Genomic DNA, 23,641 nt, shown 5'->3' with positions numbered 1-23,641 from the left:
CGCGGGTACGCGGCGCGGCAGTGCGCAGGGGAAGCGAAGAATACGAGAACGGCGGTGCTGGAGAGGTCTCAGCTCGCCGGACAGATGGCGCTGGACATGCGGCCGAGATCGACGTGCCGCCGACTCACCAAGGCGATTCCAGTTCCGGACATGACCGCAGCGTGTCACGGCGTTCTGGACACAGTCCAGCATTGTCCGAGATGCGGACACCCTTGTCCCGAAGTGTGGGACAAGGGTGTGATCGGTCACATGATGCGAACGGTGTCTTGTCGGGCCAGGTCAGACAGGGTATGCGCCGGGCCAGGGGCCGGGCGACGCCACCTCCGCCTCCTCCTCGACCTTGGTGTCGAACAGCTTGAACCCGCGGCGCAGGTAGTTGTCCATCGCGTGCTCGCCGTCCTTGCTGCAGGTGTGCAGCCAGACCCGCTTGGTCGGCGCCAGCCCCGCCCAGCGGTCGGCCAGGTCCCAGGCGCGGGCGGCGCCGTACGACAGCAGGTGCCCGCCGATGCGGCGCCCGCGGAAGGCGGGGAGCAGGCCGAAGTAGACGATCTCCACCACGGCGTCGTCCTGCGCCTCCAACTGGGCGTACCCGGCGGGTGTCCCCCGGTCGTAGGCCACCCAGGTCTCCACCCCGGGCCGGTCCAGGTCCTCCAGCCACCGCGCGTACGTCCACCCGAGCCGGTCGGTCCACCGCACGTCGCCGCCCACGGACGCGTACAGGAACCGGCTGAACTCGGGCGAGGGCACCTCGGCGCGGACGATCCGCAGATCGCCCTCCGGGGCGGCGGCCGGGAGCAGGTCGGTGGGCGCGGTCTGCTCCAGGGACCAGGTGGTCACGGGGATGTTCGTCATGCCCGTCAGAAAATCATCTACCTCAGCGCCCTGTCGATCGAGGCCAGCGGCAGCGAGAACAGCACCCGCCCCGACTGCGACCAGACCTCACCGGTCTCCTCCCAGTGCGACAGGGACTGCGCGGGCCCGCTCCAGCACAGATACGTCTCGTCGGTCCCGCACCGGGCCGCGTGCGCGCCCTCGGTGTCCTGCCGCCACAGTGTGCCGTGGCCGCCGGGTCCGCCGGCCGCGCGGACCAGGTACCAGCGGTCGTCGTAGGACAGCGCGCCCCGGACGGCGGCCACCTTCGTCTCGTAGGCCTCGCGGGGGACCGTGGCCAGGAGGCCGGCGCCCGACGGGTCGTCGTTCAGGGAGTAGCGCCACAGCCGGGTCGGGCGGTCGTCGTCCGCCGGCACCGACTCGCTGACCACCAGGCTGTCGGGGGTGGTGCTGCGGTCCAGGGAGAGGCCGCCCATCCGGGTCCCGCCCGGCAGGCGGTAGGTGGCGACGGCGGGCAGTACGTACCCGACGGCGTGCGCGGCCGGGTCACCGGTCGCGGGCACGGCCGTGCCGCCCCGGGCGGCGGTGCGCTCGATGCGGTCCAGGTCGTACATGTACAGGGCGCGCCCGTCGTCCGCGGTGGCCAGCAGCTTGTCCTGGTACCAGACCATCCCGGACAGCCGTGAGACCAGCGGCCCGGCGTCGCGGCCGGCGCCGGGCGGGGCGGCGAGCAGCACCCACGTGTAGGAGAGCCGGCCGGGATCGTTGGCGTCGACGAAGGCGACCCGGGCGGCGCCCCGGTGGTCGCTCCAGCCGGAGAGGACCACCCGGTTCGCGCCCCACAGGCCGTCGTCGTCGGCGTCCCCGGAGGTGGTGACCGCCCCGGCGCGCCATCCCCTGGTGTCGGCCTCGGGCCAGCAGTGGGCGCTGGTGGCGGCGGGCGAGACGGGCAGCGCGGCGCGCTCGGCGCCGGTGCAGTCTCCCGCGGGCCGCAGGCTGTGGTCGGCGTTCGCGAGGACCTCACCCACGCCGACGGTCTTCGCCGGGGAGACCGGGGCCGCCGACAGGTTCTCGCTCAGGCGCAGTTCCTGGCGGGAGAGGGCGGAGGCGAGCGGCTTCAGGGCGCCCGGGTCGGTGCCCACCGTGGCCTGGGACGCGCTGATCAGGGTGGCCGCGCCGGTGAGCGCGAGCGCCGTCCCGGCCAGGAACGCCCGCAGCGCGCGGCCCTGCTTGCGCCGGCGGTGTCTGCCGCGATGCTTCATCCGTCCTCCCGAGGCGGGCCAACTGCGCCTGATGATCCGTACGTTGATCGAGGAGCAGGAGGGGTGACCCGTACGGGATGCTACGGCAGGTGCCCCGTGTCGCGGACGAAGACCCGGCAACTCGCCGGAAGACATCTCGGGTGAAATCCCGGTGAAGGCCCCCCGTCAGTGCATGGCCGCCGCCGCGCGGGCCCGGAGCACCGCGGGCGCGGTCGAGTGCGGCAGCAGGTCACGGGGGTCGGCCGGCAGGACCACATCGATCTCGGCCTGTTCGCAGAAACGATACGGCCGGTGTTCCAGAAAACCCCCGAGGTACCGTCGGACCCGCGACAGTTCGGCACGCACCGTCACCCTGCGGGCCGGATCGCCGAACATGTCCTGCGCCAGCTGGGCGGCGCTGCGCCCGGCCCGGTGCTCGGCCAGCAGGAACAGCAATTCGCCGTGCCGGGGGCTCAGTTCATGGGTCCAGGAGCCCGCGCTGCCCGAGACCTTCACCGACCGGCGGCGCGGCTGCCCCAGGTCCAGCACGATCCGGGTGCCGCCGGAGGACGGCTCGTCGGCCGCCCGCAGCAGCCACCCGTCGGCCAGCGGCTCCAGCGTGCACACCCCGAGCGCCGGCAGCCACCTGCGGCCCGTCGACGGCGACTTGGGCAGCGCGATCCGGCCGGTGTACGGCATCCCCGTCACCGCGGCGGTCCAGCCGTCCCGGTCCACCACCAGCGCCCGGCCGTTCAGCCGGGCGAGCGTGGGTGCCGCCACCGCGCGCAGCCGCTCCAGGGTGTTCAGGTGCAGCTCCCGCAGCCGTGCCTCGGCGAGTTTGGCCACCGAGTCCACCCACGCGAGGGTGGCCGGATGCATCGTCTCCAGAGGGCCGCTGACGTCCACCACGCCGATCAGCCGGCCGTCGCGCGGATCCGTGATCGGCGCGCCGGCGCACGTCCACGCGGCGTGCGAGCGCACGAAGTGCTCGGCGGCGAACACCTGCACGGGCCGCCGGGCCACCGCCGGGGTGCCCACCCCGTTGGTGCCGACGACCTCCTCACGCCAGTCGGCGCCGAGCAGGAACCCCAGCGCGTCCGCCTTGCGCAGCACCGCCGGACTCCCCTCGCGCCACAGCACCCGGCCCTCGGCGTCCGCCACCACCATGATGTGGTGGGCGGCGTCCGCGACCGACACGAGCCCCTCCCGGAGCACCGGCAGCACATGCCGCAGCGGTGTTTCCTCGCGACGGCGGCGGATCTCCTCCGGGGGCAGCAGCCCGGATCTGAAGTCGTGGTCCGGGTCGACCCCGCCGCGCAGCATGCGTCCCCAGGACTCCTCGATGACCGGCCGGGGCGCGAGGTCCGCGCGCTGCGCGGCGAGCGCGGCGTCGCGCACCTCGCTGAGCACCCGGGCCGCCCGCGTCGCGTCGACGGCGGCGAGCTGCGTCACGTTGATCGACGACCGCATCACTGAGGTCCTCCCGGTTTCGACCTGGTGTACGACCGGCTGTCAACCCCCGCGGGGGTCGGTTTCCGGTCGCACCCTGATGGCCCGACCCATACTGCCGCCCGGCGATGACGGAGGGGCACAGTCCGGTCACAGAGACCAGAAAGTTGCAACCCCTTGCAACCCTGGTGAACGGACCCCCGGTGTTTGAAACTTGAGCGACGTCGCCCGTGCGGCGTTCATGGCCTGGACGGGCCAGGAGGGCAGGGGTGGTGCCGTGTCGGCGCAGCACCACCCCTGCTGACATCCCCGCCGCACCGGATCGCGGGAGCGGTGCTGCCGGGAGCGTCAGGCAAGCGGTTGCGCCCGGTCCACCACGGACGCCAGGTCCAGGGTGGGCGGCAGCGTCCCGAAGGTGGCGCCGCCGTCGCCGCCCAGCCGCGAGGCGCAGAACGCGTCGGCCACCTCCGGTGGCGCGAACCGCACCAGCAGCGACCCCTGGAGCACCAGCGCGAGCCGCTCGGCCAGCCGCCGCGCGCGGGCCTCGGCACCCCCCAGATCGGCCAGTTCGGTCAGCATGCCCTTGATCGCCCCGTCGAGACGGTGGTCGGCGCCGCGCGCGAGGCCGACCTCCGTCAGATACGCGTTCAGCGCCTCCGGCTCGCGGTGCAGCGCCCGCAGCACGTCCAGCGCCTGGACGTTGCCCGCACCCTCCCAGACCGAGTTCAGCGGTGACTCGCGCACCAGCCGGGGCAGGCCCGACTCCTCCACGTAACCGTTGCCGCCCAGGCACTCCGCGGCCTCCACGGCCACCGGGGCGCAGCGCTTGGTCACCCAGTACTTGGCCACCGGCACCGCCAGCCGCAGCAGCGCGCGCTCGCTCTCGCTCCCGTCGTCGCAGGCCGCGGCCAGTCGCAGCCCGAGGGTGGTCGCCGCCTCCGACTCCAGGGCGAGATCGGCCAGAACATTGCGCATCAGCGGCTTGTCGATCAGCTTTCCGCCGAACGCCGCGCGGTGGGCGCAGTGGTGGACCGCCTGCGCGACGGCCTGCCGCATCAGGCCCGCGGAGCCGAGGACGCAGTCGAGCCGGGTCGCCGCGACCATCTCGATGATGGTCCGCACGCCCCGTCCTTCCGCACCGACCCGCCGGGCCCAGGTCCCGTCGAACTCGACCTCGCTCGACGCGTTGGACCGGTTGCCCAGCTTGTCCTTCAGCCGCTGGAGCCGGAAGACGTTGCGCGCGCCGTCCGGCAGCACCCGCGGCACGAGGAAACAGGTGGGGCCGCCCTCGCCGGACGGGCCGGCCGCCTGGGCCAGCACCAGGAACCCGTCCGACATCGGCGCCGAGCAGAACCACTTGTGCCCCGTCAGCTCGTACGTCCCGTCCTCGGCCAGCGGCCGCGCCGTCGTCGTGCCGGCCCGCACGTCGCTGCCGCCCTGCTTCTCCGTCATGCCCATCCCGAACAGCGCCCCGGCCTTCTGCTCGGCCGGCCGCAGATCACGGTCGTAGACCATGGACGTCAGCCGCGGCTCCCACTCCGCGGCCAGCACCGGATCCGTGCGCAGCGCGGGCACCGCCGCGTGGGTCATCGACAGCGGACAGCAGGTGCCCGCGTCGACCTGTGTCCACACCAGGAACCCGGCGGCCCGCCGCACCTGCCCGCCGGGCCGGCCCCAGGCCGCGGTCAGCCCCGCCGAGACGCCCTTGCCCAGCAGCCGGTGCCAGGCCGGATGGAACTCGACCTCGTCGATCCGGTGGCCGTAGCGGTCGTGGGTGCGCAGCGTCGGCGGGTTCCGGTCGGCCTGCACCGCCCACTCCTGCACCTGCGCCGAGCCGGCGGACCGCCCGAGCGCCGACAACTCGCCCAGCGCCTCGTCGCGCACGGCGGGATCGAGATGCCGTTCGACGGCGGCCACCAGGGCGCGGTCGGCGCCGAAGACGTCGTATCCGACGAGCGGTGGGGGCTGGTTGGTCACGGTGTGGGTGCTGCGCGCCATGAGTGCGAACCTACCCCGCGGTAGGGGTGGGAGCACCTCACGGCCACCGTGCCCCGGTCACCGTCCCACCAGGATGAACCCGCCCCCGTCCGGCCGATACCTTTGGGTCGTGCAGTCAGCAAGTGAACCCCTCGAGCCGTCCGGCCGTCTCCACCGGGCCCGCGCCCTGTACCGGAACGTCTCCAAACGCAGGACCGCCTGGCTGCTGCTCAAGGACACCGTCAATTCCTGCATCGAGTACCGCATCCTCGGCCTGGCCGCCGAGGCCGCGTTCTTCACCCTGCTGTCCGTACCGCCGCTGCTGCTCAGCCTGATCGGCCTGCTCGGCTACGTCGACGACTGGACCGGCACCGACACGATCTCCAGCCTGGAGTCCAACCTCCTGGAGGCGTCGCGCACGGTCCTGTCCGACAAGGGCGTGAAGCAGATCGCGCAGCCCATCCTGGACGACGTGATGAACGGCGGCCGCCCGGACGTCATCTCCATCGGCTTCCTGTTCGCCCTGTGGTCGGGCTCCCGCGCCGTGAACGTCTTCATCGACACCATCACCGTCATGTACGGCCTGGACGGCGTGCGCGGCATCGTCAAGACCCGGCTGATGGCGTTCCTGCTGTTCCTGGTGGCGCTGCTGATCGGCTCGGTCGCGCTGCCGCTGATGGTGGCCGGACCGGACGCGGTCGTGCGGATCCTGCCGTGGTCGACGACGGTCGTGCAGGTCCTGTACTGGCCCGTGGTGATGGTCCTGTCCATCGCCTTCCTGACGACGCTGTACCACGTGTCGGTACCGGTGCGCTCGCCCTGGGTGGAGGACGTCCCGGGCGCCCTGGTGGCGCTCGCCATGTGGGTGCTCGGCAGCTTCCTGCTGCGGATCTACCTGACCAACACCGTGGAGGGGGCGACGATCTACGGTTCGCTCGCCGCCGCCGTCGCGGTGCTGCTGTGGATCGGTGTGTCCGCGTTCGCCGTCCTGGTCGGGGCCGCCGTCAACGCCGCGATCGACCGGGTCTGGCCGGCCGCCGCCACGGCCGCCGCCCGTGAGGCCAACGAGCGGCTGCGCCAGGCGCAGGTCGCCGAGTACGTCGCCCGTGCCGCCGCCGCCCGCGAGGCCGCCGACCCGGACGACCCCGACATGCCCTCCGAGTTCCCGGAGCGCTGGTCCCGCTTCCTGCCGCCCGACGACCTCACCGCGCGGCTGCGCGCGCAGGTGAAGAACTCGCAGCGGGGCGGCGGGGAGGACTCGCCCACGAACCGGTGAGGGCGGCCCGCCCGTCGCCGGGCGCGGGCCGGGGCCCCTCCCGCACCGGACGACCGGCGGGCCCGCACCCGCCGCCGCGGTGGTTCACGCCCCGCCGGGCGTCCGCCGCCGCGGTGGTTCACGCTCGCCGCGCGTCTCCGCAGCTCGGGTTCACCCCCGCCACGTGCCCGCCGCCGCGGCCTCGGCGGCGAACTCCGCGAAGTCCCGCGGCTCACGCCCCAGTACCTGCCGCACACCGTCCGAGAGATACGCGTTCCGTCCGTCGAGCAGCGTGTCGAAGACGTCCACCAGCAGCTCGACCTCCTCGGGCGGCACCCCGAATCCGGCCAGCCGGGCGCCGTACTCCCGCGCCGAAACCGGCCGGTAGGCCAGCTCGCGGCCCGCCGCCTTCGCGATCTCCGCCACCGCCTCCCCGAAGGACAGCAGGCGCGGCCCCGAGACGGTGACGGACTGCCCCGCGTACCGGTCGCCCGCCGGCAAGGTGCCCACCACCACGTCCGCGACGTCCCGCACGTCGACGAACGGCTCACGCACCTCACCACCGGGAAACACCAGCTCACCGCCGCGCAGCCCGTCCACCAGCGGCCCCTCGCTGAAGTTCTGCATGAACCACGCGGCCCGCACCACCGTCCAGTCCGCGCCCGACTCCCGCAGCGCCTCCTCGGTCGGCCGGGCGTGTTCCTCGCCGCGCGCCGACAGCAGCACCAGCCGCCGTACGCCGAGGGAGACCGCCTCGTGCGCGAGCAGCCCGACCGCCAGCGTGGCGGCCGGGGAGCCCACGTCCCCGGGGTGGACCAGGTAGGCGGCGTCCGCGTCCCGCAGCGTCTGCGCCCATGTCGACCGGTCCGTCCAGTCGAAGCCCTGGGCGCGCGAGGCGGGCCGCACCGTCAGCCCGGCGGCCCGCGCGGCCGAGGCGACCCGGCTCCCCGTACGACCGGACGCGCCGGTCACCACCACTGTCATGTCCGTTTTCCGCGTCATGTCTCAAGTGAACTGCCGCGGGCCGCCGGGAGCCCATCGCTGAACGGCTCATTCCCCTGCGCGCGCGTCTACTCTGACGCCATGGACGCGCGCCCACGCCCGAACACGCGCGCCCCGGGGGACCCCCTCGCGGGCCTGCTGGACGGTCCCCGCGCGCGGGGCGCCTTCATGATCAGGGCGTGCTTCGACCCGCCGTGGGCCGTACGGGTGGAGGACCGGGCGCCGCTGACGGTGATGCTGACGGTGCGCGGCGACGCCTGGATCGTCCCCGACAGCGGGGAGCCGGTGCGGCTGCGGCCCGGCGACCTCGCGATCGCGCGCGGCCCCGACCCCTACACCTGCGCCGACGACCCCGGTACGGCGCCGCAGGCCCTGATCCTGCCGGGCGCGGAATGCCGCTACCCCGACGGCACCGCGCTGAACGGTTCCATGGACCTCGGTGTGCGCACCTGGGGCCACCGGCCCGACGGCTCGGCGGTGATGCTGATCGGCACCTACCTGTGGCAGGGCGAGATCAGCGGTCGGCTGCTGGACGCGCTGCCCCCGCTGCTGACCCTGTCCGCACAGGTGTGGCGCTGCCCGCTCACACCGCTGCTCATGGAGGAGATCGCGCGTGACGAGCCGGGCCAGGAGGTCGTCCTGGACCGGCTGCTGGACCTGCTGGTCATCGCAGCGCTGCGCGCCTGGTTCGCCCGGCCCGAGGCGGAGGCACCGGCCTGGTACCGGGCCCTGGCCGACCCGGTCGTGGGCCGGGCGCTGCGTCTCGTCCAGGACGACCCCGCCCACCCCTGGACCGTGGCCTCGCTGGCGGCGCGGGCCGGGGTGTCCCGGGCCGCGCTGGGCCGCCGCTTCACCGAACTGGTCGGCGAACCCCCGATGGCCTACCTCACCGGCTGGCGCCTCGCCCTGACGGCCGACCGGCTGCGGGACACCGACGACACCCTGGAGGCCATCGCCCGCCAGGTCGGCTACGGCAGCGCCTTCGCCCTGTCCAACGCCTTCAAGCGGGTGTACGGGGTGAGCCCCCAGGACCACCGGACGCGCACCGGGCGGACGACGCCGACCGTCGGGGCGGCCGGGGTCTAGTTCGGCCCTCGGACCGTCGCCGGGCGGGCCGGGGACTCGGGCTCCCGGCGTAGCCTGGCGTACGTGTACACGGAGCGGGCGGCCCGGGTGGACGGCGCGGTGGTGTGGAGCACGCCGGCCGGGTCCGGTGCCGGGCGGGTGCTGCCGGACGGCTGCATGGACCTGCTCTGGCACGAGGGACGACTGCTCGTCGCCGGCCCGGACACCCGCGCGCACGTCACCTCCGGCACGGACGGCCCCTGGGCGGGCATCCGCTTCTACCCGGGGACCGCGCCCGCACTGCTCGGCGTGCCCGCCCACGAGGTCCGCGACCGGCGGGTCGAACTCGCCGACCTGTGGCCGGCCGCACGGGTACGGCGGTTCACCGCGCTGGTGAACGCGGCCGCCGATCCCGCGGGCGGCCTGGAGGACGCGGCGCTGCGTCTCGAAGCCGGGGCCGATCCGCCCGACCCCGTGCTGCGGCATGTGGTCGCGGCCCTGGACGGGGGCCGCCCGGTCGCCGCCACCGCCGACGAACTCGGCCTCGGCGTGCGCCGGTTGCACCGCCGCTCGCTCGCCGCCTTCGGCTACGGCCCGAAGACGCTGGCCCGTGTGCTGCGGCTGCAACGGGCCCTGGCCCTGGCCCGGAGCGGCGTGCCCCTCGCGGACACGGCGATCCGCGCCGGGTTCGCGGACCAGGCCCATCTGGCCAGGGACGTACGGGACTTGGCGGGTACGACGCCGGGCGACCTACTGACCCGCTGACGGCAGGGGCGCGAACAGGTCGACGCCGTTGCCGTCCGGGTCGTGCAGGACGGCGTACCGCTGGCCCCAGAAGGCGTCCCACGGCTTGAGCTCCCCGTGGTGGCCGGCGGCCACCAGCTCCTCGTACACCGCGTCGACCTCACCCGGACCGTCGCAGAGCAGCGCGATCGAGGCGCGGCCACCGCCGGTGGGCGGGCGCCACCCGGGGTGGAAGGACCGCACGCTCTCCTCGGTGTCGAACAGCAGTCGCTGCCCGCCGGGGAGTTCGGCCTCCGCGTGCGGCTGCTCCTCGGACCCGTCCGGGAACGCGAAGCCGAGACGGCGGTAGAAGGCGACGGAGGCGGCCATGTCGGAGACGACCAGGCCGATGGCATCGAATCGTGGACTCATGCGGCGACCGTAGACCGGCCGGCAGCCCGGAGTCTTGAACGAATCGGACACCTGGCGCCGCGGCCCCGGCGGGGCGCGCCGGGGTGGACGGTCGACTCAGCCGAACCGCACCGGCCCGCGTGGGGTGTCCACCGTGAAGGCCAGCCCCACCGGGCCCCGCGACAGCGGCAGTTCGGTGTCCAGGGCGTGCAGCAGGGGGCGGATCCGGTCGGGGTCGGGAGCCGTGGCCGAGAAGGACAGCAGGGGCGTGGTGGGCAGGTCCGACGCCGTGGGATGCGGCGAGTCGCCCCAGTCGATGAGGAAGGGGACGAGACCGGAGGGGTGGGCGGCCGCCCCGTCCGTCAGGCGCCAGGTCAGGAGGGTGCCGTCGGGCGTGCGGCGGCTCATCGGGAGCGGCGGGCCGGGGTCGTATCCCCGCGCGCGGGCCGCCGCGACGGCCGCGTCCAGGTCGGGAGGGCTGATCGCCCAGGTCAGCGTGCGCGCCCGCGGCAACGTGTCGATCCCGAAGGGGCGCGGTCCGGCGGGCGCGGTCCGGTCGGGGTCCGGACCGATGATCTCCAGATAACCGGTGCCGCCCAGACCGATCAGGTGGTTGCGGCTGCCGAGACCCACGTGCGTGCCGCCGGGTACCGGTTCCACCCCCGTGCGCCGGGTGAAGTCGGCGACGGTCGCGGCCAGATCGGGCGTCGCGAGGACGAGGTGGTCGAGGTGTGCCGGAATCGTGTTCATCGTCACCGAGGCTACGCAAGCTCGTCCCGCCCGTGGAACGGCACAGCGCCGGGAGGGGGCCCGGCAGTCCGTCGGCGTGCGCGGCGCGGACGGATTCCCCGTGGTGCACCCCTCGGTGCGGGCCGGCGCCCTGATCCGGCTCCGTGCCGACCGCTGATTTGCCTAGGCTCGTCCACCATGGCATCCCGGCTGCTCGTCCACACCCGCACCACCGACTACCGGCACGACTCCATACCGGACGCGGTGGCCGCCGTACGCGGCCTCGCCGGGTTCGAGGTCGACCACACCGAGGACCCCGCGGCCCTGGAGGTCCCGCTCGACGGATACGCCGCCGTCGTCTTCCTCTCCACCAGCGGCGAGGTGCTGACACCGCCCGGCCGCGCGCGGCTCGCCGCCTACGTGGAGGCGGGCGGCGGCTTCGTCGGCGTGCACGCGGCGGCCTGCACCGAGTACGGCTGGCCGTACTACGGCGAACTGCTCGGCGCCCGGTTCGCCCGGCATCCCGCGTACCAGCCGGGCAGGGCGCTCGTCGAGGACCGCGACCACCCCGCGACTCGGCACCTGCCGGCCGTCTGGGACTTCACCGACGAGTGGTACGACTTCCTGACCAGCCCGCGCGGCTCGGTCCGCGTCCTGCTCTCGGCCGACGAGTCCTCCTACGAGGGCGGCGGGATGGGCGCGGACCATCCGCTGGCCTGGTGCCACGAGCGGGGCGCGGGCCGTGTGTTCTACACCGCGCTGGGCCATGCCCGTGAGGCGTACCGCGACCCCGGCTTCCTCGCCCATCTGCGGGGCGGGATCGCCTGGGCCGCCGGACGGTGGGCCCGGGAGGACTCGGCGTAGCCGGTGCGGCGGAACTCCTCCCGGCCAAAGGTCCCGGCACACCGATTAGGCTGCCGTCTGATCATCGACTGATTGGATCGCTTCGGACCGGATCGGTTCTGGTCCGAACCGGCTCGACCCGGATCGGATCGGAGGATCGGGGACCTGGGGTTCAGGGGATCTGGGGGCTGAGGACCGATGCACGACGCGACCGAGGTGTTCCGGCCCTTGCAGGCGGACGATCCGCCGGTGGTGGCCGGTTACCGCCTCGCCGCGCGGCTGGGCGCGGGCGGCATGGGCCGGGTCTATCTGTCGCACACGCAGGGCGGCCGTCCCGTGGCGATCAAAGTGGTCCGGCCGGAGCTCGCCGACGACCCCGCCTTCCGGCGGCGGTTCGGACGGGAGATCAAGGCGGCCCGGCGGGTCCGCGGCGCGTACACCGCCGAACTGATCGACGCCGACCCGGACGGCGTACCGCCCTGGCTGGCCACGCTGTACGTGCCCGGACCGTCCCTGGCCGAGGCCGTCGCCCGGCGCGGACCGCTGCCGGTGCCGGCGGTGCTGTCGCTGGTGGCGGGGGTGGCCGAGGCGCTCCAGGCCATCCACGACGTGGGCATCGTGCACCGCGATCTCAAGCCGTCGAACGTGCTGCTGGCCGCCGACGGGCCGCGAGTGATCGACTTCGGTATCTCGGTGGCGGCCGACCTCACCGCGCACACGGCCACGGGTACCGCCGTCGGCACCCCCCAGTTCATGGCCCCCGAGCAGGCGTCCGGCGGCGAGGTCACCGCGGCGACCGATGTCTTCGCGCTCGGCCAGACGGCGGCGTTCGCGGCCCTGGGCGAGCCCCTGTACGGGGACGGACCCTCGGTCAGCGTGCTCTACCGGATCGTGCACTCGGAGCCCGACCTGTCCCTGCTGCCGGAGCCGCTCCGTCCGCTGATCGGCCGGTGCCTGGCCGCCGAACCCGGTGAGCGGGCCACCCTCGCCGAGATCCTCCAGTGGTGCCGGCAGCGGCTCGGGGAGGACGTCGGCGCGGGCCCGGCAGTCTGGTCCGAGGTCACGGGGCCGCCGGTGCCGGTGCCGGTGCCGCCCCCGGCGGTGGCCGCCCCAGCCTCCGCGCACACGCTGGCGTTCACCACCCGGCCGCAGCGGCCGGTACCGGCCGGGCGGCGCCCCCGCCGACGGCGGATCGCGATGGTCACGGCCGCCGCGGCGGCGGGCGCGCTGGTGCTGACGGGCCTGGCCTGGACGGTGACGGACCTGACCGGCCGGTCCTCCGAACGGAACGCGGCCACCTCCCGGACCACCGACGCCGCCGAGGACACCCGGTCGTCGACGTCCTCGTCGTCGGGATCGGCAGCCGGGTCGTCGTCCGACGCCGACTCCGCCGCCCGGGGCAGGGCGGCGGGCGCCTCGCCCCCCTCGGCGGCACGCGGGACCCCGCAGCCCGAGCCGCACGCGGGCCAGTGGCTGGACGAGGAGAACTCACTGGGCATCGAGGACGCGGGCCAACGCGACGACCGCAAGGGGGACATCCGCTTCCGCTGCGACGACGACGGCTGCGCGCTGGAGAGCGACACCAGTGTGATCAGCTTGCTCTACTCCGAGCGGCCGGGGGCCACCTACGCATCGTGCCGTTCGCTGCTCGCCGGAGCCGAGGCGCACGAGCTTCAGCTGGCCGCCGTCGCGGCCGGCAGCGAGATCTGCGTGAAGCACCCCTCCGGAACGATCGCGCTGCTCGTCGTCCAGGTGAAGTCGACCGCGCTGCCCGACAGCGGCGTCAGTTTCCTGACCGCGGACATGACGGTCTGGCGGGCCGACAAGAAGCGGTGAGGCAGAGCGGGATGCGCCCGCCCGCGGGTCGGCCCGGCCGGGGAGACTCTTCGGACGGCGGCCCGCGGGCGCGGTGAACTCGTCCGGCGCCACGACCACTTCGACCCGGCCGCCGCGGCACCCGGAGTACGCCAAACAGGCGCCGAAGCGGCTCGGGCACCGGAATTCGGGCGAGCGATGTGGTGCTCTGATCTGAACGGTGCACGAGCGCGGCGAAGGGCTGGTGGGCGGATGACGGCGGCAGGCACGGAAGACCCGGCGGGCCCCGTGGTGCGGACGCCGTACGGAGCGGTCCGCGGCCGGCGCGAAGACGGGGTCGCCGTCTTCCGGGGCATCCCCTACGCCGCGCCCCCGTTCGGCCCGCACCGGTTCCGGCCGCCCGTTCCGCCCGACCCGTGGGACGGTGCGCGGGACGCCGGCGCGTTCGGGCCGACGGCGCCGCAACCGCCGTACTCCGAGGCGTTCGCCGAGTACCTCGCCGACCCGGTCGTCCCCGGCGACGGATGCCTCAACCTGAACGTGTGGACCCCGCAGCCGGGCCCCGCCGCCCGGCTCCCGGTCCTCGTCTGGCTGCACGGCGGCGCCCTGACCAGGGGATCCTCCGGTGTGCCGGTGTACGACGGACGCACCTTCGCCCGCGACGGCGTCGTCCTCGTCTCCGTCAACTACCGGCTGGGCGTCGAGGGCTACGGGCTGTTCCCGGACGCGCCCGCCAACCCCGGCCTGCGCGACCAGCTCGCCGCGCTGCGCTGGGTGCACGAGTCGATCGGGGCCTTCGGCGGCGACCCGGGCCGGGTGACCCTGGCCGGCCAGTCCGCCGGGGCGATCAGCGTCGGTGCCCTCATCGCCGCCCCGCAGGCACAGGGCCTGTTCCACCGGGCGGTCCTGCAGAGCGGGCCGCCCGAGGCCGCCGACCGGGACAAGGTGCGGCGGATGGTGCGCCGGATGGCGGCCCGGCTGAAGGTGCCGGCCACCGCCGAGGCGTTCGCCGCCGTCGACCGCGAGGTGCTGCTGCGCGCCCAGGCGGAGGCCGGCCGCCTCAGCAGCCCGATCCTGGGCGGACCCGCCTTCGGCATCGTCGTCGACGGGGACCTCGTCCCGCGCGATCCGCTTCAGGCGCTGGTCGAGGGCGACGCCGCCGTGGGCGCCGAACTGCTCATGGGCTGGACCCGTGACGAGTACCGGCTGTGGCTGGTGCCCGGCGGGCTGCTGGAGCGGGTCGACCGGCTCGGCGCGGTCGCCCTGGCCGGCGCGATGGCCCGCTGCCGCTGCGGGCACGAGGTGCCGCGCGGCTACCGCGCCCTGCACCCCGAGGCCGGCACCGCCGAGATCGTCGGCCAGCTCGTCACCGACCACCTGCTGCGCATCCCGCTGCACCGGCTCGCCGAGGCCCGCCCCGGATCGTCGTACGTCTACGAGTTCGCCTGGCCCTCGCTGCGGCCCGGCCTCGGCGCCTGCCACGCGCTGGAACTCGGCTTCGTCTTCGACACCGGCGAGGTGCCCGAGTCGGCCAAACTCTCCGGCTGGGGCGCGCCGCGGGAACTGGCCGAGGAGATGCACTCGGCGTGGGTGCGCTTCGCCGTGGACGGCGATCCGGGCTGGCAGGCGTGGGACACCTCGCACCCGGTGCGGATCCTCGGGGACGGCGAGCCGCGCACGGTGCACGGCCCGCGCGACGGGGAGTTCGACCTGTGGGCGGCCGACGCCGCCGCCCGCGCGTCCGCACCGCCCGTGCCGGTCCCGGAGGACGGTGCCGCCGGCCGTGGCGCGGAACTGCGTTCGGTCGTACGACTGCTGCGCCGCGGCGCAGTCCGCGGACACTGACCGCCGCCCGTGGTACGAGCCCGTTCACGTTGCGGCTTGTGGTACGAGCCCGTTCACGTTGCGGCTTGTGGTACGAGCCCGTTCACGTTGCGGCTTGTGGGATGAGCCCGCTCACCCCGCCGCCTGCGGGACGAGCCCGCTCACCCCGCCGTCCGCAGGACGAGCCGCTCACCCAGCCGCCAGTGTCGCCGCGACGGCGGCGATCGTCTCCGGTCCCACCCGGCAGCAGCCGCCGATCAGCCGGGCCCCGGCCGCCCGCCAGCCCTCGACCTGCGCGGGTGCGAAGGTGCGGCCACCGCTCCAGGCCCGCGCCCGGGCGTCCCAGGCCTCCCCGCTGTTCGGGTAGGCCACCACCGGCTTTCCGGTGACCCGCGCCGCGACGGCGACGGCGTGCTCCACGTCCTCGGGGGCGCAGCAGTTGACCCCCACGGCGATCACCTCGTCCGCGTCGGCGGCCACGGCGAAGGCCTCCTCCAACGGCTGCCCGGCGCAAGTGCGGCCGCCGGCCACGGTGTACGACAGCCAGGCCGGCACCCCGAGTCCGCGCACCGTCCGCACCAGCGCCTCCGCCTCGTCGGTGTCCGGGACCGTCTCCAGGGCGAGGACGTCGGGCGCGGCGGCCACCAGCGCCGCCACGCGGGGCCGGTGGAAGCGTTCCAGCTCGGCCACGGAGAGCCCGTAGCGGCCCCGGTACTCCGAACCGTCCGCGAGCATCGCCCCGTACGGCCCGACCGAGGCGGCCACCCACAGCGGACGCCGCACGCCCCGCTCCCGTGCGCGCGACGTCGCTTCGCGGGCCGCCGCCACGCTCAGCCGCAGGAGCCCGGCCGCCCGGTCGGGCCCGATGCCGCGCCCGGCGAAGCCTTCGAAGGTCGCCTGGTAGCTGGCGGTGGTCGCGACGTCCGCGCCCGCGAGGCAGTAGGCGAGGTGCGCCTCGACGACCGCCTCGGGCCGCTCGGCGAGCAGCCGCGCCGACCACAGCGCGTCCGCCAGGTCGTACCCGGCCGACTCCAGCTGGTTGGACATGCCGCCGTCGAGCACGACGGTCCCTTCGGCGAGGGCGTCGGCGAGGGAGGGGGAGCCGTCGACGGCAGGGGCGTTGCCGGTCATGCGACGACGCTAGTCGACACCCGCCGCAGCCGCGTCCGGAACCTGCGCCCGGCATCTGGTGCCCGGGGGCGGGACAGGGGTGGGATGGACACCTGGGCCGCCCCGACCGGAACCGGGGCGGCCCAGGCCCGGCCGGAAGGGAACCGCCAGCCATGGATCTGCCCCGGGACGACCGCGTCCTGAGCCCGTACACCGGCTACACCCGCGCGCACTGGGAGGCGGCGGCCGACGCCCTGCTGGCCGCGGTGGAGCCGTACGCCGGCGACGATCTCGCCCTCTACGACCTGCCCGGCGAGCACACCAGCCGGTCCGGCCGCCTCTCCGACGGTCTGGAGGGCTACGCCCGCACCCTGCTGCTGGCCGCCTTCCGCCGGGACGAGAACGTCCTGGAGCGGTACGCGGCGGGCCTGGCCGCCGGCGTCTCGGGCGTCTGGCCCCGCATCGAGGACCGGTCCCAGCCGCTGGTCGAGGCGGCGTCGATCGCCCTCGCCCTGCGACTGACCAGGGAACTGCTGTGGGACCGCCTGGACGACGCGGTGCGCGGCCGCGCCGCGGCCTGGCTGTCCGACGCGCTCACGGCGCGGGCCTGGCCGTGCAACTGGGAGCTGTTCCCGGTCACGGTCGGCGGTTTCCTCCGCGAGATCGGCCACGAGACGCGGGCCTGCCGTACGGCGGTCGAGCGCGGTCTGGAGCGCATCGAGCAGTGGTACCTCGGGGACGGCTGGTACACCGACGGAGACGGCCGCAAGTTCGACTACTACAACGGCTGGGCGATGCACCTCTACCCGGTGCTGCACGCCTGGCTGGAGCAGGACGAGGGCCTGCTGGACCGGTACGGCGACCGGCTGAGCCGCCATCTCGCCGACCACGCGCGGCTGTTCGGCGCCGACGGCGCCCCCGTGCTCCAGGGCCGCTCCCTGACCTACCGGTTCGCGACGGCCGCCCCGCTGTGGCTCGGGGCCCTCACCGGCCGCACCCCGCTGCCGGCCGGAACGACCCGGCGGCTGGCGTCGGGCACGCTGCGGTACTTCCTGGAGCGGGGCGCGGTGGACGAGCGGGGCCTGCTGACCCCCGGCTGGCACGGCCCCGACGAGACGCTGCTCCAGGACTACTCCGGCCCGGCGTCGCCGTACTGGGCGAGCAAGGGCTTCCTCGGCCTCCTGCTGCCCCCCGGCCACGAGGTGTGGACCGCGACCGAGGCCCCGGGCCCGACGGAGGCCGCCGACGCGGTGACTGCGGTCGGCCCGCCCAACTGGCTGATCCAGTCGACGCGTTCGGACGGACTGGTCCGCCTCCACAATCACGGCAGCGAGGACGTCCGCTACGACCCGTACTACACACGCCTCGCCTACTCGACCGTGACCCGGCCCTCCGACTCCTGCGACAACAGCGTGACCGTCGGCGGCCGGGCCGGCCGGACCGGGATCGAGCCGCTGGGGACGGGGGAGGGCTGGGCCGCCTCCCGGCACACCGTCGCGGACGCGATCCGGGTCACGAACCTGGTCGTCGCCGAGGGCGCGGTGGAGGTGCGGGCGCACCTGGTGACCGGCGCCGCGGCCGGGACGCCGGTGCGGATCACCGGGTGGGCGGCGCGCGACGGCGCGCGGTCCGAACTGCTGCCGGTCTTCGGGCTCGACGACGCCCTCACCGGTACCGTGACCGGACCGTCGGGCCTGTTCGTCGCACTGGCCCGGCTCACCGCCCGCCCGGACCCGCCGCCGCTGAGGGAGCTGGTGTCCGTGACGGTGGAGGACACCTGCGAGCTGGTGGTGCGCTGGGCAACGGGCACGGAACGGCGTTTCCGGTTCACGGTGCCGGACGAGCCGTCAGCCCTGTCGGAGCCGTCCGTCCGGACCGTGCCGCCCCAGGTGACCGGAAACCCGTGACCGGAGATCGGAGACCGGTGACCTGACGAGGTGTGGTGCGGGGCCGCCGCGGGGGCTTTTCGCCGCGGGCCGGATCGACGCGGCCGCGGTGGCGAGCGCCCCCGCCCGGGGAACGCCGCCGTCGTGTGTGAGCGCCCTCCGGAAGCGCTCATGGACGTGCGCGGGACGAGACCGTAGGCACGGCGTTGTGACGGGCGGGCTGGTAGCGTTGAGGCTTTCGCGGGTATCAGACCCAATGGACTCATCTCCGGCGCGGACGACAGGACCGAGGGACCGAGGCGACCATGACCATGGACATCCCCGGCGACAAGCGACTGGCGGCCGCTGTCGTCATGGACGACGAGGGCCGGGTGCTGCTGGTGCGCCGCAGCGAGACCGAGCGGTTCCTGCCCCGGGTGTGGGGCGTGCCGTGCGGAAAGCTCGAGCCGCACGAGAGCGCCGCGGACGGTGCGCTGCGGGAGCTGAAGGAGGAGACCGGGCTGCGCGGCGAGATCGTCCGCAAGGTCGGCGAGTCCTCCTTCGTCAGCGACTACCGGGGCCACGAGATCAAGAACTGGCAGGAGAACTTCCTCGTCAGGCCGCTCTCCGTGGACGTCGTCCTGCCCCGGCCGGATCAGGCGCACGCGTGGCTGCGGCCCGACGAGCTGACCGGCGTCGCCATCGACGACTACAACCTCGACGTCGTACGACAGGCACTCACGAGCTTCTGAGCAGCTCCGCCAGGCCGTTCAGCGCACCCAGGTAGTCCCGGGTGTCCAGCGGCACCTTGGCCACCGCGCCCGGATGCGGTCCCGCTGCCGTGAACACATCGGTGTGGCCGCGCCGTTCACGGCCGGTCTCCAGGAACAGCGTCACCGTCGGGACGTTCGTGTCGCACCACGCCCGGTGCAGGGTGTGCGCGGGCAGGGCGTACCCGCTGCCCTCGGCGTACCGTCCGACATGGGTCAGCCGCAGCCGCGCCGGTCCGACGCGGCGCAGCCGCCAGTCGGCGGTGCCGGCCGCCAGTGACTCCTCGTAGCGTTCGGCCCGGATGCCGTCCTCGGGGCGGCAGGTCTCGTACAGCTCCATCGCGAGCCGGCCGCGTACGACGTGGGAGGCCAGCGCGCAGCGGTGGTTGTGGATGTCCTCCTCACCGACGGCGCCCGCACCCGGGTGCCACAGGTGGGCGCGCAGCATGTGCCGCGGGCCGCCGTCGATCAGCAGCAGCTTGTCGAAGCCGAGGACGTGCCGGTACGACAGCCGTGCGCAGCCCTCCGGATCGCCCTCGCCGGAGGCGAGTTCGGCGATCAGCTCCAACAGCCGGTCGGTACGCCCGAGTTCGGCGACGACGTCCCGGGCCGAGGCGACCAGTTCGTCCTCGGGCGGTGCGCCGTCCAGCGTCTCGGCGAGCAGCCGCCGTGCCGCCAGGACCTGTCGACCGCCCATGCGCCCTCCCACTCCCCGTCACTGCAGCGGGGCCGGTCGATCCGGCTGATACATCCATACGGCATGGGCCCGCAGCGCGGACAGGCCCTGATAGGTCATCCACATCGGTTGCCGCAGGTCGGTGCTGTCGCTGCGGCCCCACAGCCAGATGCCCTCCGACTGCGCGGCCCACACCGCGGCGACCGCGCCGTCCAGCCTCTCCCGCCGGACGGCGTCCAGCCCGTCCCGGCGGGCGACCTCCCGCGCACCCGGCGACAGCAGGGCGCGCACCACCCAGGCGGCCGTGAAGTGCCGGACGTTCAGGACCTCGTGGCGTGCCGGGTCGTCGGTGCGGGGACGGCGCACCTCCTCGCGCAGGTTCTCCAGGTCCCGGCAGGCGTGGTGGTGGCGTTCGGCGCAGGCCAGCAGCCAGCGCACGCCGTCCTCCCGGGCGGCGCGGGCCCCGGCGGTCTCGCCCAGCACTCGGGCGGCCCGGTCCAGCGCGACGACGGCCTGCGCGGTGTGCAGCGAGGACGCCGGTCCGTGCGGCGGGTCGAGGCGGTAGCCCCAGCAGCGCAGGTGCTCCCGCTGATCGTCGCTGAGGGCGCCGTCGACCAGTGCCTCGCGGAGCTCGGGCAGCACGTCGGCGTGCGGTGCCGCGCGCAGCAGGCCGCGCAGCACCGTCGTGACGACATGCGTCGAGGCGCGCCCCGCGGGGTCCGCGCCGCGCGTGAAGGCGCCGGTGCACCGCGCGACCTCCTGCGCCAGCCGGTCGCCGGACACGCCCGCGCGGGCCAGCGCGCCCAGTACGAGCGCGGTGACCTCGGGGCGGGCCTCCGAGCCCTGCGACCGGGCGGACCAGCCGCCGCCCGGCAGCCGCAGCCGCCACAGCGTGTCCACCAGCTCGCCGGTGCTCAGCCGCCCGTCGGGCGCGCCGAGTTCGAGCACGCAGTGCAGTCCGTACGCCGTGCCGACCGGCGTCGGCAGGGAGGGCGCGCTCTCGCCCAGCGAGTGCGCCCAGCCGGTGAGACGACCGCGCGCCGGGTCGTCGACCACCGAGACCTGGCCGGCGAGTGTGTCGTACGCGGCGGTGAGGACCTGGGGGAGCGGTCCGGGCGCGGGCGCCGGCTCGGCGGCGGGGGCTGCTGAGCCGGCGGCGGCCGCGCCACGGGCCCGCAGCAGTGCCGCCGCCAGCCAGGCGGCCACGCCGGTGCCGAGCCCGCTCACCCCGGAGACCAGGTACTTGGCGGTCTCGCCCCCGAGGGAGTCCGGCAGCGTCTGGAACAGGAACTGGAACACGGCGTAACCGGCGGCCAGACAGCCGACGCTGCCGAGCCGGCCGACGAACCGGGCGGGCGGCGACCCCGCGCCGGACGGCACCGGGTCCCCTCCGGCGGGGTTCAAGGAGCGGCGCCCGAGCTGCTGTTGGGACATGGCGCGCTCTCCTCCCCCCGGAACGGCCCGTGGACGGCCCGTGACCTCCGCGAAGCTTCCAGTCTAAGTGGTCAGCGGGACACCTGGGGCGCGGACGGGGAGCGGTGCTCGCCGGCGACCCGCGGCCGTCTCCCGGCGGCCTCGTCCGGCGCGTCCGGCCCGGTGACGGGCCCGTGCGGCACGTACGAAATTGTCTGGAGTGCGCTTCAACTCCCCTGTCGCAACAGGCCGGTTGAGTGCCGGTGAGGGTCGGGGAGCGCTGGGGCGAGCGGCCGTGTGCGGGTCGCCCGGCGCTCACCGATGGGTCGTTCAACGTTCATGTTTTGCGTCGATTCTCCTCAGGCGGCGCACGGGCGCCGCGGCGAACAACCGCCACGGAAGGCAGCGGCGGTATCGAGGAGGCGCATCATGGGGCACAGTCACGGACACGGGCATCACCACCACGGACACGACCACGATCACGGGCACGACCACGGGGCGCTGCCCGCCGCCTTCGACACGTCGGTGCCCGACGAGGCGCTGACCCCGGAGCAGCAGTCGCGCCGCTCCCTGCTGCGCCGCGCCGGTCTGCTCGGCGCCGGCCTCGCCGCGGCGAGCGTCCTCGCCCCGCAGGTCCCGGCCCACGCCTCCGCCGGCAGGAGCCGCTCGAAGGGCTTCCTGTGGCTCGCGGGCGACCACCACATCCACACCCAGTACAGCAGCGACGGCAAGTACCGCGTGGTCGACCAGGTCCGCCAGGGCGCCCGGTACGGCATGGACTGGCTGGTCATCACCGACCACGGCAGCGCCACGCACGCCCGGATCGGGGTGGAGAAGGTCAACCCCGACATCCAGCGGGCCCGCGCCGCCCACGAGGACACCCTCGTCTTCCAGGGCCTGGAGTGGAACATCCCGGCCGCCGAGCACGGCACGGTCTTCGTGCACCCCGGTCAGAACGAGGTCTCCGTCCTCAAGCAGTTCGAGACCGACTACGACGGCAGCGTGAAGGGCGCCGGCGGCAACTCGCCCGCCAACGAGGCCCTCGCCGTCGCCGGCCTCGCCTTCCTCTCCGACCAGGTCGAGCGGCGCAAGGTCAAGGACGCGCTGATGCTGGCCAACCACCCGGCGCGGCGCGGAGTCGACTCCCCGCACGAGATCCGCGCCTGGCGCGACGCGACGCCCGTGAGCCACCAGATCGCCGTCGGCTTCGAGGGCGCGCCGGGCCACCAGGCCGCCGGTCTGCCCGCCCCGCTCGGCCCCGGCCGGGCCCGCGGCATCTACGACAACAACCCGAGCGCCGACTCCTTCGCCGGCTACCCGCTGGAGAGCTACCGCACCTGGGGCGGCTTCGACTGGATGACCGCCACCGTCGGCGGCCTGTGGGACAGCCTCATCGCCGAGGGCAAGCCCTGGTGGATCACCGCCAACTCCGACTCCCACCAGGTCTACGCCGACACCGCCGCGCGCGGCGGCGGCGACTTCGACGCCAACGGCCGCTACGACGACCCGGTCTACGGCGGCTCGATCGACATCACGCAGGGCGACTACTGGCCCGGCTACTACAGCCGCACCCACGTCGGCTCCGACGGCTTCTCCTACGCCGCCGTCATGGACGGCATCCGCGCCGGCCGCATCTGGGTCGACCACGGCCAGCTGCTCAGCGGCCTCGACGTCCGGGTCTCCGGCGGCAACCGCTGGGCGACCCTGGGCGGCGCCCTGCACGTGCGCAAGGGCACCCGGGTCACGCTGACGGCGGAGGTGGCTCTGGCGGGCGGCCCCAACTGGGCCGGTTTCACCCCCACCGTGGCCCGGGTCGACGTCATCCAGGGCGACGTGACCGGCGCGGTCGCCGACAAGGACACCTTCACCGCGCCGACCGCCAGGGTCGTCAAGTCGTACGAGGTCGGCAAGTCGACGGGCACGGTCCGGCTGACCTACGACCTCGGCCGGGTCGACCGCCCGGTCTACGTCCGGCTGCGCGGCACCGACGGCAACCGCAACGGCGTCGGCCCGATGGGCGCGGCCGTGGACCCGGCGGGCCCGGTCCTGGACGTCGTCGGCGACGCCGACCCGTGGCGCGACCTGTGGTTCTACTCCAACCCGGTGTGGGTCCTGCCCTCGTGACCCCGCACACCCTCACCGTCGACCCCGGTCTGCGGGACCTGCGCGCGGCCGACCACCTGCTGCTGAGGCTGGCAGCCGAACTCGCGCTGCCCGAGGGCGCGTTCGGCTGCACCCACCTGGTGCGGGACGACCGGCCGCGGGTGGTGCTGTCCGTCGCGGTCGACTCGCCGGCGGTGCACGGCGCGGCGCGCGCGTGGCTTGCGGCCCAGGGGTACGAGGTGGCGGCCGGCGTCCCGGACGACGCCGGCCGGGCGGTGCTCTACCCCGGTTCCGACGCGCTCACCGGCACCCTGACGGTCGCGGAACTGCTGTCCCGCAGCGCCATCGACCGGGTGACGGTGCTCGGCGCCGGGGAGCCGCCCGCCCCGGGCACGGCGGTGCTGACCCGGGACCACGTACGGCCGCAGTGGCAGGACGGCGAGCTGGTCCTCGCCGTCATGCCCGCGGTGGGCGGCACCCTGTGCCCGTTCGAGGTCCCGGACCCCACCCCCTGCTGCGCCGACCACTGACCACGACGG

Annotated in this window: 22 protein-coding genes; 11 read left to right on the top strand and 11 right to left on the bottom strand. The window is 74.7% G+C overall.

Features of this window, described 5'->3' with window-relative positions; all coding sequences use genetic code 11:
* Positions 1-68: 68 nt before the first annotated feature.
* The 5 genes from DN051_RS47545 to DN051_RS10375 all read right to left on the bottom strand — a co-directional run bounded on the left by DN051_RS47545 (position 69) and on the right by DN051_RS10375 (position 5,519).
* A complete protein-coding gene (locus tag DN051_RS47545; protein ID WP_309486338.1) occupies positions 69-152 on the bottom strand; it encodes a putative leader peptide in 84 nt (27 codons plus the stop codon).
* 127 nt (positions 153-279) lie between these two features.
* Positions 280-852 (bottom strand): GNAT family N-acetyltransferase, encoded by a 573-nt coding sequence (locus tag DN051_RS10390; RefSeq protein WP_053759207.1) that lies wholly within the window; start codon positions 850-852, stop codon positions 280-282.
* Between the two features lie 17 nt (positions 853-869).
* Positions 870-2,093, bottom strand: coding sequence for a hypothetical protein (locus DN051_RS10385; protein WP_112438569.1), 1,224 nt, complete (start codon positions 2,091-2,093; stop codon positions 870-872).
* 165 nt (positions 2,094-2,258) lie between these two features.
* Complete coding sequence (locus tag DN051_RS10380; RefSeq protein WP_199314915.1) at positions 2,259-3,542, bottom strand: GAF domain-containing protein; 1,284 nt, start codon at positions 3,540-3,542, stop codon at positions 2,259-2,261.
* 327 nt (positions 3,543-3,869) lie between these two features.
* Positions 3,870-5,519 carry an acyl-CoA dehydrogenase family protein gene (locus tag DN051_RS10375; protein WP_053759210.1) on the bottom strand — a complete coding sequence of 550 codons (1,650 nt, stop codon included), beginning with the start codon at positions 5,517-5,519 and terminating at the stop codon, positions 3,870-3,872.
* Positions 5,520-5,628: 109 nt separating this feature from the next.
* Between DN051_RS10375 and DN051_RS10370 the strand changes: the two genes are divergently transcribed.
* Positions 5,629-6,774, top strand: a complete 1,146-nt coding sequence (locus DN051_RS10370) for a YihY/virulence factor BrkB family protein (protein ID WP_053759211.1) — start codon at positions 5,629-5,631, stop codon at positions 6,772-6,774.
* Positions 6,775-6,924: 150 nt separating this feature from the next.
* On the opposite strand, the gene DN051_RS10365 is transcribed toward DN051_RS10370, so the two are convergent.
* The gene (locus DN051_RS10365) at positions 6,925-7,755 is read right to left on the bottom strand and encodes an NAD(P)H-binding protein (protein WP_053759212.1); all 831 of its coding nucleotides are present in this window, start codon (positions 7,753-7,755) and stop codon (positions 6,925-6,927) included.
* A gap of 81 nt (positions 7,756-7,836) precedes the next feature.
* Between DN051_RS10365 and DN051_RS10360 the strand changes: the two genes are divergently transcribed.
* Together DN051_RS10360 and DN051_RS10355 are read left to right on the top strand one after the other, a co-directional pair.
* The gene (locus tag DN051_RS10360) at positions 7,837-8,841 is read left to right on the top strand and encodes an AraC family transcriptional regulator (protein ID WP_053759213.1); all 1,005 of its coding nucleotides are present in this window, start codon (positions 7,837-7,839) and stop codon (positions 8,839-8,841) included.
* A gap of 63 nt (positions 8,842-8,904) precedes the next feature.
* Positions 8,905-9,585, top strand: a complete 681-nt coding sequence (locus tag DN051_RS10355; protein WP_112438568.1) for a helix-turn-helix transcriptional regulator — start codon at positions 8,905-8,907, stop codon at positions 9,583-9,585.
* On the opposite strand, the gene DN051_RS10350 is transcribed toward DN051_RS10355, so the two are convergent.
* Positions 9,571-9,975 (bottom strand): VOC family protein, encoded by a 405-nt coding sequence (locus tag DN051_RS10350; protein WP_053759215.1) that lies wholly within the window; start codon positions 9,973-9,975, stop codon positions 9,571-9,573. The genes DN051_RS10355 and DN051_RS10350 overlap by 15 nt on opposite strands.
* Positions 9,976-10,071: 96 nt before the next feature.
* Positions 10,072-10,704, bottom strand: a complete 633-nt coding sequence (locus DN051_RS10345; RefSeq protein ID WP_053759216.1) for a VOC family protein — start codon at positions 10,702-10,704, stop codon at positions 10,072-10,074.
* Here DN051_RS10345 and DN051_RS45010 point away from each other — a divergent pair.
* The 4 genes from DN051_RS45010 (at position 10,697) to DN051_RS10330 (ending at position 15,186) form a co-directional block, all read left to right on the top strand.
* On the top strand, positions 10,697-10,861 hold the full coding sequence (locus DN051_RS45010) for a hypothetical protein (RefSeq protein WP_162624902.1): 165 nt from the start codon (positions 10,697-10,699) through the stop codon (positions 10,859-10,861). The genes DN051_RS10345 and DN051_RS45010 overlap by 8 nt on opposite strands.
* A 20-nt stretch (positions 10,862-10,881) precedes the next feature.
* Positions 10,882-11,547: a ThuA domain-containing protein gene (locus tag DN051_RS10340; protein ID WP_112438567.1), complete on the top strand. Its 666-nt coding sequence runs from the start codon at positions 10,882-10,884 to the stop codon at positions 11,545-11,547.
* Between the two features lie 177 nt (positions 11,548-11,724).
* Entirely contained in the window at positions 11,725-13,362 is a 1,638-nt protein-coding gene (locus DN051_RS10335) for a serine/threonine-protein kinase (RefSeq protein ID WP_112438566.1), read from the top strand.
* Between the two features lie 231 nt (positions 13,363-13,593).
* Complete coding sequence (locus DN051_RS10330) at positions 13,594-15,186, top strand: carboxylesterase/lipase family protein (protein ID WP_199314914.1); 1,593 nt, start codon at positions 13,594-13,596, stop codon at positions 15,184-15,186.
* Positions 15,187-15,354: 168 nt separating this feature from the next.
* Here the strand turns inward: DN051_RS10330 and mmuM are convergent, their stop codons facing one another.
* Positions 15,355-16,296, bottom strand: a complete 942-nt coding sequence (gene mmuM, locus DN051_RS10325) for a homocysteine S-methyltransferase (RefSeq protein WP_112438565.1) — start codon at positions 16,294-16,296, stop codon at positions 15,355-15,357.
* Between the two features lie 152 nt (positions 16,297-16,448).
* On the opposite strand from mmuM, the gene DN051_RS10320 reads away from it, so the two are divergent.
* Together DN051_RS10320 and DN051_RS10315 are read left to right on the top strand one after the other, a co-directional pair.
* Complete coding sequence (locus DN051_RS10320; protein ID WP_112438564.1) at positions 16,449-18,182, top strand: DUF2264 domain-containing protein; 1,734 nt, start codon at positions 16,449-16,451, stop codon at positions 18,180-18,182.
* 284 nt (positions 18,183-18,466) lie between these two features.
* Positions 18,467-18,892: an NUDIX hydrolase gene (locus DN051_RS10315; protein ID WP_053759221.1), complete on the top strand. Its 426-nt coding sequence runs from the start codon at positions 18,467-18,469 to the stop codon at positions 18,890-18,892.
* Here the strand turns inward: DN051_RS10315 and DN051_RS10310 are convergent.
* Complete coding sequence (locus DN051_RS10310; RefSeq protein ID WP_053759222.1) at positions 18,879-19,607, bottom strand: hypothetical protein; 729 nt, start codon at positions 19,605-19,607, stop codon at positions 18,879-18,881. The two genes, DN051_RS10315 and DN051_RS10310, sit on opposite strands and share 14 nt — an antisense overlap.
* An 18-nt stretch (positions 19,608-19,625) precedes the next feature.
* Entirely contained in the window at positions 19,626-21,020 is a 1,395-nt protein-coding gene (locus DN051_RS10305; protein ID WP_112438563.1) for a prenyltransferase/squalene oxidase repeat-containing protein, read from the bottom strand.
* 408 nt (positions 21,021-21,428) lie between these two features.
* Here DN051_RS10305 and DN051_RS10300 point away from each other — a divergent pair, with 408 nt between their 5' ends.
* Positions 21,429-23,123: a PHP domain-containing protein gene (locus DN051_RS10300; RefSeq protein WP_112438562.1), complete on the top strand. Its 1,695-nt coding sequence runs from the start codon at positions 21,429-21,431 to the stop codon at positions 23,121-23,123.
* A complete protein-coding gene (locus tag DN051_RS10295) occupies positions 23,120-23,632 on the top strand; it encodes a hypothetical protein (protein ID WP_053759225.1) in 513 nt (170 codons plus the stop codon). The genes DN051_RS10300 and DN051_RS10295 overlap by 4 nt, the downstream gene beginning before the upstream one ends.
* Positions 23,633-23,641: the final 9 nt, after the last annotated feature.

The organism is Streptomyces cadmiisoli (assembly GCF_003261055.1).
Taxonomy (GTDB): Bacteria; Actinomycetota; Actinomycetes; order Streptomycetales; family Streptomycetaceae; genus Streptomyces; species Streptomyces cadmiisoli.
Note: the sequence above shows the minus strand (reverse complement) of the source record. Positions and strands in the feature narration are given on the sequence as shown.

Coding starts and splice junctions, on each gene's coding strand:
- DN051_RS47545 (WP_309486338.1), bottom strand. CDS start 152: ATGTCCGGAACTGGAATCGCCTTGGTGAGTCGGCGGCACGTCGATCTC.
- DN051_RS10390 (WP_053759207.1), bottom strand. CDS start 852: ATGACGAACATCCCCGTGACCACCTGGTCCCTGGAGCAGACCGCGCCC.
- DN051_RS10385 (WP_112438569.1), bottom strand. CDS start 2,093: ATGAAGCATCGCGGCAGACACCGCCGGCGCAAGCAGGGCCGCGCGCTG.
- DN051_RS10380 (WP_199314915.1), bottom strand. CDS start 3,542: ATGCGGTCGTCGATCAACGTGACGCAGCTCGCCGCCGTCGACGCGACG.
- DN051_RS10375 (WP_053759210.1), bottom strand. CDS start 5,519: ATGGCGCGCAGCACCCACACCGTGACCAACCAGCCCCCACCGCTCGTC.
- DN051_RS10365 (WP_053759212.1), bottom strand. CDS start 7,755: ATGACGCGGAAAACGGACATGACAGTGGTGGTGACCGGCGCGTCCGGT.
- DN051_RS10360 (WP_053759213.1), top strand. CDS start 7,837: ATGGACGCGCGCCCACGCCCGAACACGCGCGCCCCGGGGGACCCCCTC.
- DN051_RS10350 (WP_053759215.1), bottom strand. CDS start 9,975: ATGAGTCCACGATTCGATGCCATCGGCCTGGTCGTCTCCGACATGGCC.
- DN051_RS10345 (WP_053759216.1), bottom strand. CDS start 10,704: ATGAACACGATTCCGGCACACCTCGACCACCTCGTCCTCGCGACGCCC.
- DN051_RS10340 (WP_112438567.1), top strand. CDS start 10,882: ATGGCATCCCGGCTGCTCGTCCACACCCGCACCACCGACTACCGGCAC.
- DN051_RS10335 (WP_112438566.1), top strand. CDS start 11,725: ATGCACGACGCGACCGAGGTGTTCCGGCCCTTGCAGGCGGACGATCCG.
- DN051_RS10330 (WP_199314914.1), top strand. CDS start 13,594: ATGACGGCGGCAGGCACGGAAGACCCGGCGGGCCCCGTGGTGCGGACG.
- mmuM (WP_112438565.1), bottom strand. CDS start 16,296: ATGACCGGCAACGCCCCTGCCGTCGACGGCTCCCCCTCCCTCGCCGAC.
- DN051_RS10320 (WP_112438564.1), top strand. CDS start 16,449: ATGGATCTGCCCCGGGACGACCGCGTCCTGAGCCCGTACACCGGCTAC.
- DN051_RS10315 (WP_053759221.1), top strand. CDS start 18,467: ATGACCATGGACATCCCCGGCGACAAGCGACTGGCGGCCGCTGTCGTC.
- DN051_RS10310 (WP_053759222.1), bottom strand. CDS start 19,607: ATGGGCGGTCGACAGGTCCTGGCGGCACGGCGGCTGCTCGCCGAGACG.
- DN051_RS10305 (WP_112438563.1), bottom strand. CDS start 21,020: ATGTCCCAACAGCAGCTCGGGCGCCGCTCCTTGAACCCCGCCGGAGGG.
- DN051_RS10300 (WP_112438562.1), top strand. CDS start 21,429: ATGGGGCACAGTCACGGACACGGGCATCACCACCACGGACACGACCAC.